Below are 16379 nucleotides of genomic sequence, written 5' to 3'. Positions count from 1 at the left end.
ACTGGCAAATCCGGCCGCTGACGGCAAAGCAGGGCTTTATCACCTGCGCGAATAATAAGGGTTCCCCTGTAAGAAATTATAGCGTCCCCCGGCTAACGCTTCCCTGTTTTGGGCAATTTTATGAATTTTTTACCTGCGGCTATGCAGAGAAAGGTTAAACCCTGAACGTGACGACGGCGTTATCATAGGCGATGCTATCGTCAGAGAGCGTTTTTCAGGTGGGCACAATGGTTAAAGATGACATAAGCAGTGCAACGGCTGGCGCAGGCCAGGTGCAGGTCTGGCAGCGCGATTCGCTGCAGACGGCAAAAGAAGACTGGCTGGCGGATGAAGTGCCGGTTGCGCTGGTCTACAACGGGATTTCGCATGTGGTGATGATGGCGACACCAAAAGATCTGGAGGCGTTTGCCATTGGTTTCTCGCTGTCGGAAGGGATTATCGCGGCGCCTGGCGATATTTACGGTATCGATATCCAGCCTTCCTGCGGCGGCCTTGAGGTTCAGGTAGAGCTGTCGAGCCGTCGTTTTATGGGGCTAAAAGAGCAGCGGCGGGCCATGGCGGGGCGTACCGGCTGCGGCGTGTGCGGCGTGGAGCAGCTGGCGGAAATCGGCAAACCCGTGCAGCCGCTGCCTTTCACCCAGACATTCGCGCTGGATCGGCTGGATGTCGCGCTGGCGCAGCTAAAAAGCTATCAGCCCGTAGGCCAGCTGACGGGCTGTACGCACGCGGCGGCCTGGATGATGCCGGACGGTAATCTGGCCGGTGGCTGCGAAGATGTTGGCCGCCACGTGGCGCTGGATAAGCTGCTTGGTTTGCGCAGCCAGCAACCTGGGTGGCAGTCCGGCGCGGTGCTGGTTTCCAGCCGTGCCAGCTACGAGATGGTGCAGAAGTCCGCAATGTGCGGCGTAGAAATTTTGTTTGCCGTTTCCGCCGCTACCCGGCTGGCGGTTGAGGTTGCCCAACGCAGCAACCTGACGCTGGTGGGCTTTAGCAAACCAGGCCGCGCCACGGTCTACACGCATCCGCAGCGGCTGGTTTAAGCCACGATTATCTGCGGCAAAACGCTTTCCAGCTCGGCAAAGGCCGGCGAGTCTGCCGCACCGCTATCCGTTACCAGGGTGGCGATCTGCTGCACGCTGGCATAAGAGACGCGGCTGGCAAGGCCCAGTTTGCTGTGGTCGGCCAGCAAAATTGACTGGCTGGCCTGGCGTACCATCGCGCGGGCAATCGCCGCTTCGTGCGGATGAAAGCTGCTGGCACCCTGGCGGCTGTCGATGCCCGTCGGCGACAGCATCGCCACCTCCGCCCGGTAACGATGAATCTCTTCTACGGTGAGTTCGCCGCGCGTTTCCTGCGCCCCGGCCAGCATGCTGCCGCCCAGCAGGATAATGTCGTTATTGAGTTTTTCGCCTTCGTCAGCGGCAGAAAGCGTCAGCGCGGCGTTCAGGCTATTGGTAATAATGGTCAGGCCCGACATGGTGCGCAGCTCTTCTGCCAGCATAGTTGTCGTACTGCCCGCATCAATAAACAGCGTTTGCCGCGCTTTTAACAGCCGGGTAGCAGCGCGAGCGATAGCGCGTTTTTCCCTGGCGCGGACTGCGCTACGCACGGTCAGCGGCGGTTCCGGTTCTGCATCCATTGCCATCAGGCCGCCGTGCACGCGACGTGCAGCACCTGACGCTTCCAGCTCGATAATGTCTCTTCTCGCTGTTTCGCGTGAGATGCCTAACTCTTTGATAATGCGCTCGGTACTGACGTGACCCAGCGTAGACAGCAGCGCGCGGATCCGATGCAGGCGCGTTTCCTGAAGCATGGATAATTTCCTTAAAAGCCTGGCCGACGGGCAAGGGCCAGCAGAGACAATACCTGTAGCCTAACCGATAATCCCCGCCGCCGCATGTGTATTTTATTGCTTTTGTGTATTTGGTTGCATTTGTGCCAAATGTTGGCATGATGAAAGCAGACCGGCCGCCTGGCCTTCTCACCTTTCGCTTCGCAACGGGAGTTATCATGGCTACACGTTCGACCATAATGGATACCAACAGCTTTCGCGCAGAACACGCCGCCGGTCTGGATGCCGACGTGCGTAAACTAACCGATAAGCGCAGCAAAATTCTGGGCGAATCCTATCGTCTGTTTTACCGCAAGCCGGTTCATCTGGTGCGGGGCGAAGGGCAATACTTGTGGGATGCGGCCGGAGAGAAGTATCTGGATGCCTACAATAACGTGGCGAGTATTGGCCACTGTCATCCTGCGGTGATTGATGCGGTGTACCAGCAGATGCAGCAGCTGAACACCCACACGCGCTATCTGCACGAGCGTATTCTGGATTATTCAGAAGATCTGTTGGCAACGATGCCCGGCGCAATCGATCGCGCTATGTATATGTGTACCGGCTCAGAAGCAAACGATCTAGCTATTCGCGTGGCACGCGCATACAGCGGCGGAACGGGGATTATCGTCAGCCAGGAAGCCTATCACGGCACCAGCGATCTGACGTCCGGCGTATCGCCTGCGTTAGGCTCCGGCCAGCCGCTGGCGGCTACCACCCGCCTGGTGTCGCCGCCCGACCGTTATCGCGTTAACGCGCCGGATTTGGGCGACTGGTTCGCCAGTGAAATCCAGCGGCAGATTGACGATATGGCCGCGCACGGCATTAAGTTTGCTGGTTTTCTGGCGGATTCGATTTTCTCTTCCGACGGCGTGCTGCCCGGCCCGAAAGGCTTTCTGCAAAAGGCGGTTGAGGTAGTGCATAAAAACGGCGGCATCTTTATTGCCGATGAGGTGCAGCCTGGTTTCGCCCGCACCGGCGAGGCGTTCTGGGGCTTTGCGCGCCATGACGTGGTGCCGGACATCGTGACGACCGGCAAGCCAATGGGTAACGGCATCCCGGTTTCCGCGCTGCTGGCGAAAAGCGACGTGCTGGCCGCCTTCAGCGATGATATTCCTTACTTTAATACCTTTGGCGGCAATCCGGTGGCGATGGCGGCGGCGCAGGCCGTGCTGAAAGTGATTAAAGAAGAGCAGCTCCAGCAGCACAGCCGCGTCGTGGGGGAAAAACTGCTTAAAGAGCTGTTAACGCTAAAAGAGAAGTATGAGTGTGTGGGCGACGTGCGTGGCGCAGGCCTGTTTATCGGCTTTGAGCTGGTGAAAGATAAAGCCAGCAAAACGCCGGACAAGCAGCTGGCGCTGGACGTGACTGAAAAACTACGGGAAAACCGCGTGCTGACCTCGGTGGCTGGCCCGTACGGTAACGTGCTGAAGCTGCGTCCACCGTTGGCGTTTCAGGAAAGCGATATCGACTGGCTGGTGGGCGCGCTGGATAAATCGCTGAGCGCCGCGCTACGTTAAAAAAGCGGGCGGCGCTGGCCGCCAGCTTTTCTACGCCACGGCGGTTTCCTGACAGAAGCTGGCCTCCATGCATGCCCAGGCCTCATTCATATCTTCCGCCAGGCTGAAGAGACCGGACGTGCCGACAATAAATACCTCCACGCCGGAAGCGGCGACCTGTTTAAACGTACGCGCGTTACAGGAGCCGTCAATTTCCGTCAGATAGTGCCAGCCGCGCTGTTCTCGCATGCGGATCAGTTGGCGGATCTTATCCAGCGTCTGCGGAATAAATTGCTGTCCGGCGAAACCAGGATCGACCGACATTACCGTAACTTTATCCAGCAAATGCGCATATTCATTAATAGCCTCGGCAGGCGTAGCCGGATTTAAAACCACGCCGCAGCGTTTCCCCGCCTCTTTTATTTGCGTCAGCAGACGGAATATTTTGTTATTCGCCGTCTCCGGATGAAAGCTGATAATATCCGCGCCCGCCGCCAGGCACATCGGAATAATATCTTCCGGATGGTTAACCATTAAATGCACGTCAATGGGCACAGTGGTAATCTTGCGCAGGTTCTCAATAAAAAATGGCGACAGCGTAATATTTTTTACATAGCTGCCGTCCATAATATCCACGTGATAGAAAGCGGCCTTGTCGTTCATTGCTTCAATCTGCTCACGAAAACGGGTTAAGTCCATACACATTAATGAAGGTGAAAATTTTGCGTTCATACGTTCTTCCTGTCGTCAGAGCGTTAATGAAAGAAAGCAATCAGCTTGCCGAGAATAATGCCCATCACGCCAAAGTCGGCGTCGCCGAAGGTGGTGGAGGCAAAGCCCAGATCGCCCATCAGCGGCAGTAAAATAGCGGGCAGGAAAGAGATCAGCAGGCCCTGGACAAAAGCACCTATTATCGCGCCGCGTCGGCCGCCGGTGATGTTGCCATAGACGCCAGCGGTTGCGCCGCAGAAGAAGTGGGGCACCAGGCCGGGAACGATCACGCTCAGGCCAAACAGCGGACAGAGAAACATGCTGATCAGACCCGCGGCAAAGCTACACAGAAATCCGATAATAACCGCGTTCGGCGCGAAGGGGAAAACCGTCGGGCAGTCGAGCGCCGGTTTGGCGTCTTTTACCAGCTTGTCGGCAATGCCCTTAAAAGCCGGAACAATTTCCGCTATTACCATGCGCACGCCGGCCAGGATAATGTAAACGCCAGCGGCAAAGGTAATGGACTGGATAATGGCGAAAACCAGGAAGTTCTGGCCGTCGCTGACCTGGCTTTCGGTAAAGGTTTTACCGGCAATCAGCACCAGCGCCACAAACAAAATCATCATGGTCAGGGAAATGGCTACCGAAGAGTCGCGCAGAAAGTTCAGCGACTTCGGCACCTTTAGCTCTTCCGTTGAGGGGCTGCCTTTGCCCACCACCTTACCGACCAGCGCGGCCAGCAGATAGCCGGTAGAACCAAAATGGCCGAGCGCCAGATCGTCAGAACGCGTAATTTTACGGGTAAAAGGCTGCAAAATGGCCGGGGAAACCACCATCATTGCGCCCAAAATCAGCGCGCCGGTCGCCACCAGCCAGAAGCCGCTAAAGCCGCCCACGGACAGGATGACGGCGAGCATGGCCGACATATAAAGCGTATGGTGGCCGGTCAGGAAGATATATTTCAGCGGCGTAATTCTCGCCAGTAAAATATTAATCAGCATCCCGAACACCATAATCATAGCCGTGGCCGTGCCGTAATTCTTTTGCGCCAGCGCGGCCATGGCATCGGTATTGGGTACGACGCCCTGAATATTAAATGAGTGTTCAAAAAGCTGGCTGAATATGGTCAGCGTGGCCGCAATTAAATTTGCTCCTGCAATCAGAATTAAAAAGCCCATAATGGTTTTCAGCGTGCCGGAAATAACTTCTGAAAACGCTTTTTTCTGCAATAGTAAGCCGATGAGTGAAAAAATGCCGACCAGTATTGCCGGTGTTCCGAGAACATCCTTAATAATAAACTGCAGCATAAACGACTCCGTGCGTTTGAAGGGCCTGGTTTACAGATGTTCAGCGAGGATCGCTTTTATTCTGGCGTTATCCAGCAGGTTGCTCAGGCCAAATACCTGCGCGCTGTGATCGGTGAGGCGGTCGGCAATATCCTGCGCGCTTAATATCAGATCGGCAGTTTCTGAGCGCGCGGTGGTCAAATCGGTGTGGCTGACCTCGGCGGTCTTACCTAATTCAGCAAGAATTTTTTTAACGTTCATTTCGACAATAAAGCTGCTGCCTAACCCATTTCCACAAACGATCAGTACTTTTTTCATGGTGTTTTCTCCACGGATGGCTGGCTAATGGCGGCCTGAATGGCTGCCAGAGTAGTGGCCGACAACAGCTGTTGCAGGCGCGACTCGTCGCTAAACAGATCGGCCAGCTCGCCGATCATGTTGAGATGCTCTTCGCCCGACACGGCGCAAAGCATGATGACCACGTAAACGGGATCGTTTTCCGCACTGTTAAAACTGACGCCCTGATTGATGCGTAACAGCGACAGCCCGTTTTTTAACGCGCCTTCTTCAGGCCGCGCATGCGGCATGGCAAGACCGGGAGCCAGCACGTAATAAGGGCCAAGCTGAGCATGGGAATGGAAAATGGCCTGGAGATAATCAGGCGCGATCGCCTGCTGTGCCAGCAACGGCGCGGCGGCCAGCCGAACCGCATCCTGCCAGTCATCGACCCGTTCAGTAAGTTGAATATTTCCAGCCGTAAGCCAGTTTGCCAGCATTGTGCTTCTCCCGTTGTTGCCCGATAGCCTGCACTTTAGGCGCTTTTCTGCCCGCTTTTCCGTGATTGTTGTCGCAAAAGTTAGCGCTAACATCAGAAATGTTAATTTTTGTGTTATCGCTAACATTTACGCCTGGCGGGGACAATGCCGCTTTTTTAACATGGCGCGGCAGGGCGTTTGGTTTTAAGCTGCGTCCAGTTGAAACAGCTGGCTGCAGGAGAATTCATGGCAGAAAAACGGCGGCGCAATACCGGGAAAAGTACGCTGGCCGATGTCGCCCGACTGGTTGGCGTAAGCACTATGACGGCCTCACGCGCGTTGCGAATGCCGGAAAAGGTCTCTTCCGATATCCGGGAAAAGATTGACGCGGCGGTAGCCGAGCTGGGCTATGTCCCCAATCTTCAGGCGCGCAACCTGGCTTCGGCTTCCTCAAAGCTGATTACTATGGTGGTTCCTTCTTTCGCCACGCCAGGCTGCGCGGCCGTGTCGGAGGCGCTACAGGCGGTATTGCGGCCTGAGGGATACAACGTGATGCTGGCGGAAGCCAGGCACTCGGCAGCTGGCGAAAACGAACTGATCGAAATGCTGCTTTCTTACAATCCGGCAGCGATGGTGCATTTTAATTTTGATAATCCGGAAGCGGCCCACCGGCAGTTAAGCCATTCTGGCTTACCGGTGATGGATATCGGCGGCGTGCATCACGATTCCGCCGGGATCAGCATCGGTGTCGATTATGCTAAAGCTATTCGGCAGCTGATTCAGGCGCTGATAGAGAAGGGTTTTCGGCATCCGGGCCTGCTGTGTACGCAAACCAGTAATACCATTTTCAGCCAGCTGTTGAACGGCTGGCACAGCGGCATGCTGGCGCATAATTTGTCGCCTCATCGCGTGGTTACGTCACCCCAGCCTGCGGGATTTGCGGCCGGGCATGCGTTGCTACCGGAAATCCAGCTGACCTGGCCTGAAATCGACGTGCTGATTTGTACCAGCGACGAGGTTGCCTGCGGCGTCATTATGGCCTGTCACGCTTCCGGCATTGCTATTCCCAGCCAGCTGGCCGTCGCCAGTATCGGCGGCGGTCATCTGGCCGCTGTCTGTTCGCCGCCGCTGACTACGGTGGTTTTACCCTATGCGGAAATGGGCAAGCTGGCCGGGAAACGGCTGCTGGCGGCACTACGGGGGGAAGAGCCGCCGGGCTGGAATGAGCTACCCGTTACGCTACAACCGCGTGCCAGCACCGGTAAAAGCTGAGCGATCCGGGAAAGCCGCCGTTATCCGCGCCTTTTACCCCTGGCGGCTTATACCTTTTTGCTCTGTAGAGCCAGGTTAAGCATCTAAGGCGTGCCACAGGCAGGCCAGAGGCAATAACCTTATAAAGGACGGGGCATTGATAACCCTTTTCCGGATCATTAATTTAACTATAATGATCCGACTGCTTACGCGGCACGCCCTTGAGATGTGCTGCACAAAAAACCAATGGAGATGATGAACATGAGTTATTCACTGCCATCCCTGCCTTACGCATACGACGCACTGGAACCGCATTTCGACAAGCAGACGATGGAAATCCATCATACCAAACACCACCAGACTTACGTGAACAACGCGAACGCCGCGCTGGAAGGCACCGAGTTTGCTGATCTGCCGGTTGAAGAACTGATTACCAAACTGGATCAGGTTCCTGCCGACAAAAAAACCGTGCTGCGTAATAACGCGGGCGGCCACGCTAACCACAGCTTCTTCTGGAAAGGCCTGAAAACCGGCACCACCCTGAGCGGCGAGCTGAAAGCGGCTATCGAAAAAGATTTCGGCAGCGTTGAAGCGTTCAAAGAAGCATTTGAAAAAGCGGCAGCAACCCGTTTCGGTTCCGGCTGGGCATGGCTGGTTAAGAAAGACGGCAAGCTGGCGGTTGTTTCAACTGCTAACCAGGATAGCCCGCTGATGGGTGAAGCGATTTCCGGCGCTTCCGGTACGCCAGTTATCGGCCTGGACGTGTGGGAACACGCTTACTACCTGAAATACCAGAACAAACGCCCTGACTACATCAAGGCGTTCTGGGACGTAGTAAACTGGGACGTGGCAGCACAGAATTTCGCCGCTGCGAAATAATGCCATCACCTGATGACGAAACCGATGAGCCTGGCTCGTCGGTTTTTTTTTGCCTGTTAACTGCTCATCTGCTGTTTCCCCCCTGCTATCACTCTGATTTTCTTTACTGAAAATGTTCTCTCCGCCGCATGTTAAAAAATCCTGGCCCCCGAGTTAAATATTGTTAAAGCAAGGTATTGCGCTGGTTTGTGTTGATTTATACGCTGCTGCTGAATTTAGATGCTTAAATGTCCGGGCGTCTGGATGGCTAATAATATTTTGTGTTAGCTTATGCGCTTTCGTTCGTTGCCTGCCGTGACTAAGCCCTGAAAAATAAGGCAGCTTCCAGCCAGAGAGTCATTTTTATGAGCGCAGTTAACCGTCTTGAAATGCGGCAAATCTCTATCGAATTTGGCGGGTTTAGCGCGCTTAGCGGCGTGGATTTCACGCTTGCAGGCCATAGCGTACATGCGTTAACCGGCGCTAACGGCGCGGGGAAATCGACGCTAATGGCCGTGCTTTCCGGCGCATATGATCACTATCGTGGCGAAATTCTGCTGGACGGTCAGCCCGTCTCCATCCGTTCTCCACGCGATGCAAAGCAGTTGGGCATTCATCTTGTGCAGCAGGAAGTGGACGTGGCGCTGGTGCCAACGCTTAGCGTGGCGGAAAACATTATGCTGGACAGATTGGCCGAAGGCGGTCAGCTGTACCGCTGGCGCGAAATTCGTCGCCAGGCACGCGCGCTGCTGGCGCAGCTGGATGTTTCTCTGGATGTCAGGCGTCGTATTGACCAGTGCACGCTGGCGGAAAAACAGCAGATTTTGCTGGCCCGCGCGCTTTCCCATCACTGCCGCTTTCTGATCCTGGATGAACCGACCGCGCCGCTGGATCGGCACGAAAGCGAACGGCTGTTTGCGGTTGTTCGCCGTTTGCAAAACAGCGGGATCGGCGTGGTTTTTATTTCCCATCGCGTTCACGAACTGCGCGCTATATGCGATCGGCTGACGGTATTACGCGACGGTCGTTTGATTGAAGCGGTGCCAATGGCCTCGCTCAGCGGCGAACAGATCGTTGAGAAAATGCTGGGCCATCAGCTGGCAGATATCTATCCGCCGCGCCGTAAGGACAACCACGGCGAAACGCTGTTGAGCGTTGAGGCGCTGCACGATGACACCTTGCTGAAAAATATCTCGCTGACGCTGCGCAAAGGCGAAATCCTGGGCATTGCCGGTCTGGCTGGCGCAGGGAAAACTGAACTGTGCAAAGCGTTGTTTGGTGCCAGCCGTAGCCGTATTGCGCGTGGTGAACTGCACGGCAAAGCCTGGAAGCCCGCTTCGCCCTCCGCTTCAGTGGCGCAGGGCATGGCGCTCATTCCGGAAGAGCGACGCAAAGAAGGCATTTTCATCGATGAGCCGGTGACGATGAACCTGAGCGTCAGCGCCGATAACAGCTTTTCACAATGGGGCATCTTCGGGCATCGCCAGGCGTGGCGCTGGGCCGAGGAAGTCATTCAAAAGCTGGGTATTCGCACCACCGGCCCGCAACAAACGCTGCGCCGCCTGTCCGGCGGCAATCAGCAAAAAGTAGCTATTGGCAAATGGCTGCGCAACGACGCGGACGTGCTGATTTTTGACGAGCCGACAAAAGGCGTTGATATCAAAGCTAAAACCGATCTTTTTTCTTTAATCGACACGCTGGCCCGCCAGGGAAAAGGGGTGATTTATGCCTCGGGCGAATTTGCCGAGCTGGTCGGCCTGTGCGACCGTATCTGCGTGCTCTGGGACGGCAAAATCGTGGCGGAAATGGATGCCAGCGAGGCCGATGAAGAAACTCTTTTACTTTATTCCACCGGAGGAGCGCCTGCGTGAGCAGCAAAGAACTAACCCTGAAGGCGACGCGACATCAGCTGTTTGAATTTCTTTATAAATGGGGAATGCTGCTGACGGTGGCGATCCTGATCGCCGCTTTTGGCCTGGCTTCGGACAGTTTTCTGGAACCAACCAACATTATCAATATCTTGCGCGCCATCGCTATCGTCACGGTCATCGCGACCGGCGTGTCCATTTCGTTAACTATCGGCGGTTTCGATCTCTCTGTCGGCTCTACGGCATCGCTGGCCAACTCGCTGGTTATCTCGCTATTCGTCTGGTACGGCTTTGGTTCAGCCGAGGCGATTGCGCTCACCCTGCTGCTGTGTACGCTGGTTGGTTTGTTTAACGCCTTTCTGATCGTCGTCCTGAAAATTCCCGATATGTTAGCCACGCTGGCCAGCTTGTTTATCGTGCAGGGCGTGGCGATGACCTACAGCTTTGGCGGCTCCATTACTGAAAATATGGTGATGCCGAATGGAGATATGGCGGAAGGCGCAATCCCCGCTAATTTTTCGCTGCTGGGCCAGGTGCCGACCATTGTTATCGTGATGGTGGTGGTCACGGTTGTGGCGCAGCTCGGGCTGTCGCTAACCAAGCATGGCCGCCGTATGTATGCAATTGGTGGCAACCCGGAGGCGGCGCGCCTTTCCGGTATTCGTACTCATCGCTATCGCGTGCTGGCTTACGTGCTGGCCTCCTTGCTGGCCGGACTGGGCGGCATACTGCTGGCTTCCCGTATTGGTTCCTCGCAGGTTAACGCGGGCAGCGGTTATTTGATGGATGCGGTCGCGGCGGCCTGGATTGGCCTCTCTCTGGCCGGTTCCGGGAAGCCTAACGCGCTGGGCACGCTGCTTGGCGCGGTGATCCTTGGCGTATTACAAAACGGGCTGGTCATGCTTTCCGTGCCTTATTACGCCATGGATATTATCAAAGGTCTGGTGCTGGCTGTGGCACTGGCAATTACCTACATTCAGCGCCGTCAGGCGTAGGGACAACAATGAAAAAACTTAACGTATCACTGCTGGCCGTAAGCCTGTTAACGGCGCTGCCGACCTTTGCCGCACCTGCCGATATTCCTGCCGCGTTTACCAGCCATCAGGGGCCAGTCCGCATTGCGGTAATCCGCAATTTGGGTTCCGACGATAACACGACGCAGTTTGTTGCGGGCGCTATCCAGCAGGGACGCCAGCTGGGTTTTAAGGTCAGTACTTTTCTGAGCAACGGCGACGACGCGCGTTTTCAGGATTTTGTTAACCAGGCAATCAGCCAGAAATATGACGGCATTATTCTTTCCCACGGAAAAGATCCTTACTCAACGGCGCTGGTAAAACGTATTGCCGACGCCGGGATAAAAGTGTCGGTCTTTGATACGCCAGTGAACCAGCCTGTGGAAGGCGTTACCGTTACCGCGCAGGATGATGCTTCCCTCGCGCAGCTTTCTCTCGACAAGCTGATTAAGGATACCGGCGGCAAAGCCAATATCGTCAAGCTGTGGGTAGCAGGTTTTCCGGCAATGGAGCGTCGCCAGGTAGTTTACGAAAAAGTGCTGAAAGCGAATCCGGGCATTCATCAACTGGAATCTATCGGCGCGGTTTCTTCTGACGTACAGGGTGATACCGCCAATAAAATCGGCGCTATTCTTGCCAAATACCCAAAAGGGAAAATCGATGCCATCTGGGCCTCATGGGATGCTTTTGCTCAGGGAGCTTATAAGGCACTGCAGGAAAACGGGCGCACCGAAATAAAACTCTACAGCATTGATGCGTCCAATCAGGATTTGCAGCTGATGCGTGAAAAAAACAGCCCGTGGAAGCAGACCGTGGCGGTAGACAGCAAGCTGATTGGCGCGATAAATATGCGCCTGGTCGCGAAGAAGCTGGCAGGGGAAGCTACGCCGGCAACCTACCAGTTTAAAGCCTCTGCAATCGCCCAGTCACAGCTGGAAGGCCAGGCCGTTAATGTCGCTACTCTGAACCGTATTATTCCGGGTTGGGGGGAGTCACAGGATTTCGTGGCGCCGTGGTTCGCCACGCTTAGCGCTAAGTACGCTAAAAAATAATTGCTTGTCCCGGCCGCCGCGCCCGAAAGGTTGTGTTATTGACTGAGTAAGGTGCGGCGTATTTTATCGGCCGTTTTATGTGAGTTTTTTGCTAAAAAAATTCTAATACCCTCCCGTCTTTTCTACGCCATCACGCCACTCTTCAAGATAAAACGTCTTAACTAAAGGCAAAAAACTTTCTTTTTCTCGCCAAATTATTTTACCCCGCTATGCTATATCAACGAGTGTAACAGAGGGGCTTTTAAAATGTTATTTTTTATTATTAAGTGAGTTCAGGAAATAATTGTTAATAACAGTTGTGTTGTGGTTGTTAATGGCAATGTAAAATATCCTTTAAAAGGAGGTGATAAAAAATAATTGGTAAAACCTTTAAATGTGTTATTAAAATGAAAAGGAATGGTAATTTATTTCTGTTAAAAGTGCGGGCAGATGGCGGTATGGCATTAATCCCTATCGGTTGCCTCATTAATTTATTTCTAATGGATGACAGCAATTCATGAAAACAGCAGGATCGATACTAACAAGTATAGCGGCTTCGCTTATCCCTTTTATGCTGCCCGATGTGGCACTCGCGTTCACTGAAGAAGTTGCTGCCGGTCGTTCGGTAGCGGGCGAGACGCTTGATGATAGCGGTAGCAGTAACACACAGCAGGTTTACGGTACGGCAACCGGCACGACTATCAACTCCGGTGGCGTACAGATCCTCAACCCTGGCGGTATAACGGAAAGTTCGGTGATTAATTCTGGCGGCACTTTACTCAATCAGGGCGGGCGAGATAGTAATACCACCGTAAATTCAGGCGGAATCTTTACGGTGGGCGGTCAGGCTGGCGCTATCGCCGTCTCTGATAATGCTTTTATAGCTACGGGTGCAACCGCCACTGTTAATGACTATGCGCAGACCAATAACTGGACCATTGAAATAGAGCCAAGGAATTATGTTTTCCTGGAAGGTTCCAGCGCCGTGATGAATAATACCCGGATTAATTCTGGTTACGTCTGGTTAAAAACCGGAACAATGGTCGGCACGACGCTGAATAGCGGTAACTTTGTTAATATCGCGGGTACGGATATTGATACCGTGATTAATAAGGATCTCTATATTTTGGGCGGCAAAACGCAGGCCTGGTCGCAAAATCTCACTATTAATAAAAACGGTTATGGGAACCTTAATTCCGGTACTATTACCGATGCCACCATCAACGGCTCTTTGAACGTTGCGCCTAATTATTTCGACTGGAGTATTCTTTCTTCGCTGCGGGGAAATATTGCGATAAACGATGGTGGGCGACTGTGTATTAATGTTGGTTCAGACACGGGAAACGCTGTTTATACCGTTTCCGGCTCTGGCTATATTTGGCTGGCAACTAACGAATCTCAATCTGGTTCCTACCATTTTTCGCTGGGCGACGTGACGCTGGCTGGCGGCACGATTAATTACGACAAAGTGGGCTATTCCACGCTAACGATGAAGAGCCTTGCCGGTAGCGGTTCTTTTTACATGAATACTATGCTCAATCAGCTGAAAGGGGATTTCCTTAGCGTAACAGGCAGCGCGACCGGCAATTTTGCTGTCTATGTTGAAGACAAGGGCACCAGCCCTGAACGCGAAGAGAGCCTGCAAATTATCCAGATCGGGAAGGGTGACGCTTCTTTTACCCTGGCGAATAGCGGCAACGTGGTGGATCTGGGAACTTATCAATATTATCTGATAGCCGACGGGCAGGGAGGCTGGTCCTTAACGCCGCAGCGCGTTGAACCGGCACCGCTGCCGGATGACAATAGCGAGTCGGACGAGCCGCAGCCTGAACCAGACGAGCCAGGGACTGAACCCGAACAGCCAGCAATCGAACCCGACAATCCTCAGCCCAAACCAGATGAACCTCAGACCAATCCGGACGAGCCGCAGGATAATCCCCAGGCCGACGCTGAGGAAACGGATGGCCCAACCGATACAGATACTGACGCAGATATCGACACAGATAACGGCACCGATACGCCGACAGATGTTACGCCGGTGCCTGCGCCCGCCACTGACTATTCCATCACGCCTGCAACCGCCGCCGTGCTCTCGGTGGCCACGGCCGATCCTTTAATTTTCAGACAGGAACTGGAAATCCTTAGCGAGCGTCTGGCTGGTATGGCGTTCCGCAACCACGAACGCAACGTTTGGGGAACGTTCCGCGATAGTCGGCTGAACGTCAGTAACGAAGCGGGCGCCAGTTATCGAATGAAGGTTAACGCGCTGACCATTGGTGCCGATCGCGCGCAGCGTAATGAAGAAAGCCTGGCCGTACAGGGCGTGTTCTTCAGCTATAGCCATAGCGATATGGGTTTCCGCGGTAAAGGGCTCGGCAAGGCCAATATAGAAAGCTGGTCAGGGGGAGGGTATGGCCTGTGGCAGCACGATAGCGGCTACTGGCTGGACGGCACGCTGAAGCTTAACCGCTTTGTACACGACGTTCACGGCAGGATGACCGGCGGGGGCGCGGCGAATGGCCGTTTTAATACCCTGGGCGTAGGGAGTAATGTTAACGCGGGAAAAGCGTTTCGCCTGGGGGCAGTAGCCGTCACGCCTTTTGTGTCGCTAACCGGATTTACCGGAAAAAGCAGTCACCTGACCTTAAATAACGGTATGAAAGCCCATATTGGACCGCAGCGTTCACTGCTGACGGCGGCAGGCATCCGGGCAGAATACGCGGTTAAGGTTAGTCAGGCGGAGCTGCGCCCGTGGGCCAGCATCAGTCTGGAACAGGAAAACATCAGGAAAAATCGGGTGAAAGTAAATCACGACTGGTTTAAAAATGACCTGAGCGGCAGGCGGGGGCATTATCAGGCGGGCATTCGGGCGCAGCTAAGCCCCACGTTCTCCACGCACGTTGGCGCTGGCTACATGAAGGGAAAACACGTTGAGTCGCCGTGGAACGTCACGGCAGGCGCGAGCTGGCGGTTTTGAGGTGGCTTTAACCGGCGCCATTTGCAACGGCTTCGGCCGGTAATGTTGAAACGGCTCTGCCCGGCGCCATTTGCAACGGCTGCGGCCGGTAATGTTGAAACGGCTCTGCCCGGCGCTATTTGCAACGGCTTCGGCCGGTAATGTTGAAACGGCTCTGCCCGGCGCCATTTGCAACGGCTTCGGCCGGTAATGTTGAAACGGCTTTGCCCGGTGCCCTTTGCAACGGCTTTATTCGGTAATTTTTAAAAGCAGGCACGGAAGCGTTTTCTGTGCCTGCCTTAGCGGGCTTAAAACGTGGTTCTGGCGAAACCAGTCACTTCCTGTAGTCCCATCTCGCGGCCCAGCGCGGTCATCGGATGTACGACCACGATACCGCGCACGCTTTTCTTCAGCGCACCCATGTTGGCCTGCTCTTTTTTAGTGATGGCGCGGCTGAAAGGCAGCTGTTTTAGCTTCTGCGCCTCTTTGCTGAGCTTCTGCTCGCGAACGCCGCGCAGGCGTTCCAGCTCAACCACCAGCTTCTCTTTTTCCTTCATCAGCTCGCCCAGCTTTTCCGCATCGCCGGACTCCAGCAGCAGCGGTTCTTTACGCGTCAAGGCATCCAGCTTGTCGCTGAGCGTTTTAATTTCTGCCTGGATTTGTTCTTTCATTGTCATTAACCATTGAGTGATTCATTGAGGCAAGGATACACGAAAGCGTCATTCAGCGCAGGAAGCGCCCGCTACTTTTTAAAAGCCTGGCGAGCACCAAGGCGGGAAATCAGTTCCGTCAGCGACAGGACCAGCGTGGAACGCACCATCTGCTGATAGCGCTGTTGCAGCATAGCGCGCAGCTCTTCATCGGCACTGTTGACGTCCGGGCCGGGGGGCAAAGATACCACACAGTGTAGCTCGCCAAAGGGGCCAAGCAGTTCATCATCCGTAAATCGGTATTCGCTACCCTCATCGAACAGCGCTTCGCGTAGTGCCAGCAGCAGTTCGGCATCTTCATATTCGTCTCGACCAATCACGCCAAGGCCGTAAACCAGCTTAAGCCTGACCGAAAGTTCGCCAAGCGGGCCGTTGCCCAGCAGCAAAGGCTCAACCGCGTATTTCACCGCGTAATCATCCTTACGGAATACCTGTACCACCAGCATATCAATCGCTTCGCTCAGCAGTTCGACGGCCGTAGCAAAAAAACGTCTGGCCGTTCGTTCGGCATTCAGGCGCTCCAGCACCCGATTTTCGAAAGCCTGTGGTTTTTCCATAAGAGCCTGCATCATCTTAACCCTGGCGCGGGGTGCGCCCGTGCTCCTTTTCG

At 54.5% G+C, this 16379-nt stretch carries 15 protein-coding genes; 8 read left to right on the top strand and 7 right to left on the bottom strand.

Features of this window, described 5'->3' with window-relative positions:
- Positions 1-227: 227 nt before the first annotated feature.
- The gene (gene fdhD, locus ACMGGR_RS20995; RefSeq protein WP_246760281.1) at positions 228-1040 is read left to right on the top strand and encodes a formate dehydrogenase accessory sulfurtransferase FdhD; all 813 of its coding nucleotides are present in this window, start codon (positions 228-230) and stop codon (positions 1038-1040) included.
- Here fdhD and ACMGGR_RS20990 read toward each other — a convergent pair.
- Positions 1037-1813 carry a DeoR/GlpR family DNA-binding transcription regulator gene (locus tag ACMGGR_RS20990; protein WP_414147789.1) on the bottom strand — a complete coding sequence of 259 codons (777 nt, stop codon included), beginning with the start codon at positions 1811-1813 and terminating at the stop codon, positions 1037-1039. The two genes, fdhD and ACMGGR_RS20990, sit on opposite strands and share 4 nt — an antisense overlap.
- A 197-nt stretch (positions 1814-2010) precedes the next feature.
- On the opposite strand from ACMGGR_RS20990, the gene ACMGGR_RS20985 reads away from it, so the two are divergent.
- Complete coding sequence (locus ACMGGR_RS20985) at positions 2011-3351, top strand: aspartate aminotransferase family protein (protein WP_414147788.1); 1341 nt, start codon at positions 2011-2013, stop codon at positions 3349-3351.
- 30 nt (positions 3352-3381) lie between these two features.
- On the opposite strand, the gene alsE is transcribed toward ACMGGR_RS20985, so the two are convergent.
- From alsE to ACMGGR_RS20965, 4 genes are read right to left on the bottom strand one after another with little or no spacing between them, the layout of a single operon-like run.
- Positions 3382-4062, bottom strand: a complete 681-nt coding sequence (alsE, locus tag ACMGGR_RS20980; RefSeq protein WP_414147787.1) for a D-allulose 6-phosphate 3-epimerase — start codon at positions 4060-4062, stop codon at positions 3382-3384.
- Between the two features lie 23 nt (positions 4063-4085).
- A complete protein-coding gene (locus tag ACMGGR_RS20975; protein WP_246760277.1) occupies positions 4086-5348 on the bottom strand; it encodes a PTS ascorbate transporter subunit IIC in 1263 nt (420 codons plus the stop codon).
- Between the two features lie 30 nt (positions 5349-5378).
- Positions 5379-5645, bottom strand: coding sequence for a PTS sugar transporter subunit IIB (locus ACMGGR_RS20970; RefSeq protein WP_246760276.1), 267 nt, complete (start codon positions 5643-5645; stop codon positions 5379-5381).
- The gene (locus ACMGGR_RS20965; RefSeq protein ID WP_414147786.1) at positions 5642-6103 is read right to left on the bottom strand and encodes a PTS sugar transporter subunit IIA; all 462 of its coding nucleotides are present in this window, start codon (positions 6101-6103) and stop codon (positions 5642-5644) included. Before ACMGGR_RS20965 ends, ACMGGR_RS20970 begins: the two co-directional genes overlap by 4 nt.
- Positions 6104-6328: 225 nt before the next feature.
- Here ACMGGR_RS20965 and ACMGGR_RS20960 point away from each other — a divergent pair, with 225 nt between their 5' ends.
- The 6 genes from ACMGGR_RS20960 to ACMGGR_RS20935 all read left to right on the top strand — a co-directional run bounded on the left by ACMGGR_RS20960 (position 6329) and on the right by ACMGGR_RS20935 (position 15080).
- Positions 6329-7354, top strand: coding sequence for a LacI family DNA-binding transcriptional regulator (locus tag ACMGGR_RS20960; RefSeq protein ID WP_414147785.1), 1026 nt, complete (start codon positions 6329-6331; stop codon positions 7352-7354).
- 240 nt (positions 7355-7594) lie between these two features.
- Positions 7595-8212, top strand: a complete 618-nt coding sequence (gene sodA / locus ACMGGR_RS20955) for a superoxide dismutase [Mn] (protein ID WP_246760273.1) — start codon at positions 7595-7597, stop codon at positions 8210-8212.
- A 344-nt stretch (positions 8213-8556) separates the two neighbouring features.
- On the top strand, positions 8557-10062 hold the full coding sequence (locus ACMGGR_RS20950) for a sugar ABC transporter ATP-binding protein (RefSeq protein ID WP_414147784.1): 1506 nt from the start codon (positions 8557-8559) through the stop codon (positions 10060-10062).
- Positions 10059-11054 carry an ABC transporter permease gene (locus ACMGGR_RS20945; protein WP_246760271.1) on the top strand — a complete coding sequence of 332 codons (996 nt, stop codon included), beginning with the start codon at positions 10059-10061 and terminating at the stop codon, positions 11052-11054. Before ACMGGR_RS20950 ends, ACMGGR_RS20945 begins: the two co-directional genes overlap by 4 nt.
- A gap of 8 nt (positions 11055-11062) precedes the next feature.
- The gene (locus ACMGGR_RS20940) at positions 11063-12124 is read left to right on the top strand and encodes a sugar ABC transporter substrate-binding protein (protein ID WP_414147783.1); all 1062 of its coding nucleotides are present in this window, start codon (positions 11063-11065) and stop codon (positions 12122-12124) included.
- Between the two features lie 496 nt (positions 12125-12620).
- Positions 12621-15080 carry an autotransporter outer membrane beta-barrel domain-containing protein gene (locus ACMGGR_RS20935; protein WP_414147782.1) on the top strand — a complete coding sequence of 820 codons (2460 nt, stop codon included), beginning with the start codon at positions 12621-12623 and terminating at the stop codon, positions 15078-15080.
- 287 nt (positions 15081-15367) lie between these two features.
- On the opposite strand, the gene ACMGGR_RS20930 is transcribed toward ACMGGR_RS20935, so the two are convergent.
- Together ACMGGR_RS20930 and ACMGGR_RS20925 are read right to left on the bottom strand one after the other, a co-directional pair.
- On the bottom strand, positions 15368-15730 hold the full coding sequence (locus ACMGGR_RS20930) for a YibL family ribosome-associated protein (RefSeq protein WP_246760268.1): 363 nt from the start codon (positions 15728-15730) through the stop codon (positions 15368-15370).
- 71 nt (positions 15731-15801) lie between these two features.
- Positions 15802-16341, bottom strand: a complete 540-nt coding sequence (locus ACMGGR_RS20925; protein WP_281434605.1) for an MltR family transcriptional regulator — start codon at positions 16339-16341, stop codon at positions 15802-15804.
- Positions 16342-16379 lie beyond the last annotated feature (38 nt).

Source organism: Erwinia sp. BNK-24-b, from assembly GCF_047456155.1.
GTDB classification, from domain to species: Bacteria; Pseudomonadota; Gammaproteobacteria; order Enterobacterales; family Enterobacteriaceae; genus Erwinia; species Erwinia phyllosphaerae.
The sequence above is the reverse complement of the archived record's forward strand: the minus strand, read 5'-3'. Positions and strand labels throughout refer to the sequence as shown.

Bases quoted from the DNA above. Each gene is read 5' to 3' on its own strand.
- sodA (WP_246760273.1), top strand. From the start codon at position 7,595: ATGAGTTATTCACTGCCATCCCTGCCTTACGCATACGACGCACTGGAA.
- ACMGGR_RS20925 (WP_281434605.1), bottom strand. From the start codon at position 16,341: ATGATGCAGGCTCTTATGGAAAAACCACAGGCTTTCGAAAATCGGGTG.
- ACMGGR_RS20935 (WP_414147782.1), top strand. From the start codon at position 12,621: ATGAAAACAGCAGGATCGATACTAACAAGTATAGCGGCTTCGCTTATC.
- ACMGGR_RS20975 (WP_246760277.1), bottom strand. From the start codon at position 5,348: ATGCTGCAGTTTATTATTAAGGATGTTCTCGGAACACCGGCAATACTG.
- fdhD (WP_246760281.1), top strand. From the start codon at position 228: ATGGTTAAAGATGACATAAGCAGTGCAACGGCTGGCGCAGGCCAGGTG.
- ACMGGR_RS20940 (WP_414147783.1), top strand. From the start codon at position 11,063: ATGAAAAAACTTAACGTATCACTGCTGGCCGTAAGCCTGTTAACGGCG.
- ACMGGR_RS20990 (WP_414147789.1), bottom strand. From the start codon at position 1,813: ATGCTTCAGGAAACGCGCCTGCATCGGATCCGCGCGCTGCTGTCTACG.
- ACMGGR_RS20985 (WP_414147788.1), top strand. From the start codon at position 2,011: ATGGCTACACGTTCGACCATAATGGATACCAACAGCTTTCGCGCAGAA.
- ACMGGR_RS20970 (WP_246760276.1), bottom strand. From the start codon at position 5,645: ATGAAAAAAGTACTGATCGTTTGTGGAAATGGGTTAGGCAGCAGCTTT.
- ACMGGR_RS20930 (WP_246760268.1), bottom strand. From the start codon at position 15,730: ATGAAAGAACAAATCCAGGCAGAAATTAAAACGCTCAGCGACAAGCTG.
- ACMGGR_RS20965 (WP_414147786.1), bottom strand. From the start codon at position 6,103: ATGCTGGCAAACTGGCTTACGGCTGGAAATATTCAACTTACTGAACGG.
- ACMGGR_RS20960 (WP_414147785.1), top strand. From the start codon at position 6,329: ATGGCAGAAAAACGGCGGCGCAATACCGGGAAAAGTACGCTGGCCGAT.
- ACMGGR_RS20950 (WP_414147784.1), top strand. From the start codon at position 8,557: ATGAGCGCAGTTAACCGTCTTGAAATGCGGCAAATCTCTATCGAATTT.
- alsE (WP_414147787.1), bottom strand. From the start codon at position 4,062: ATGAACGCAAAATTTTCACCTTCATTAATGTGTATGGACTTAACCCGT.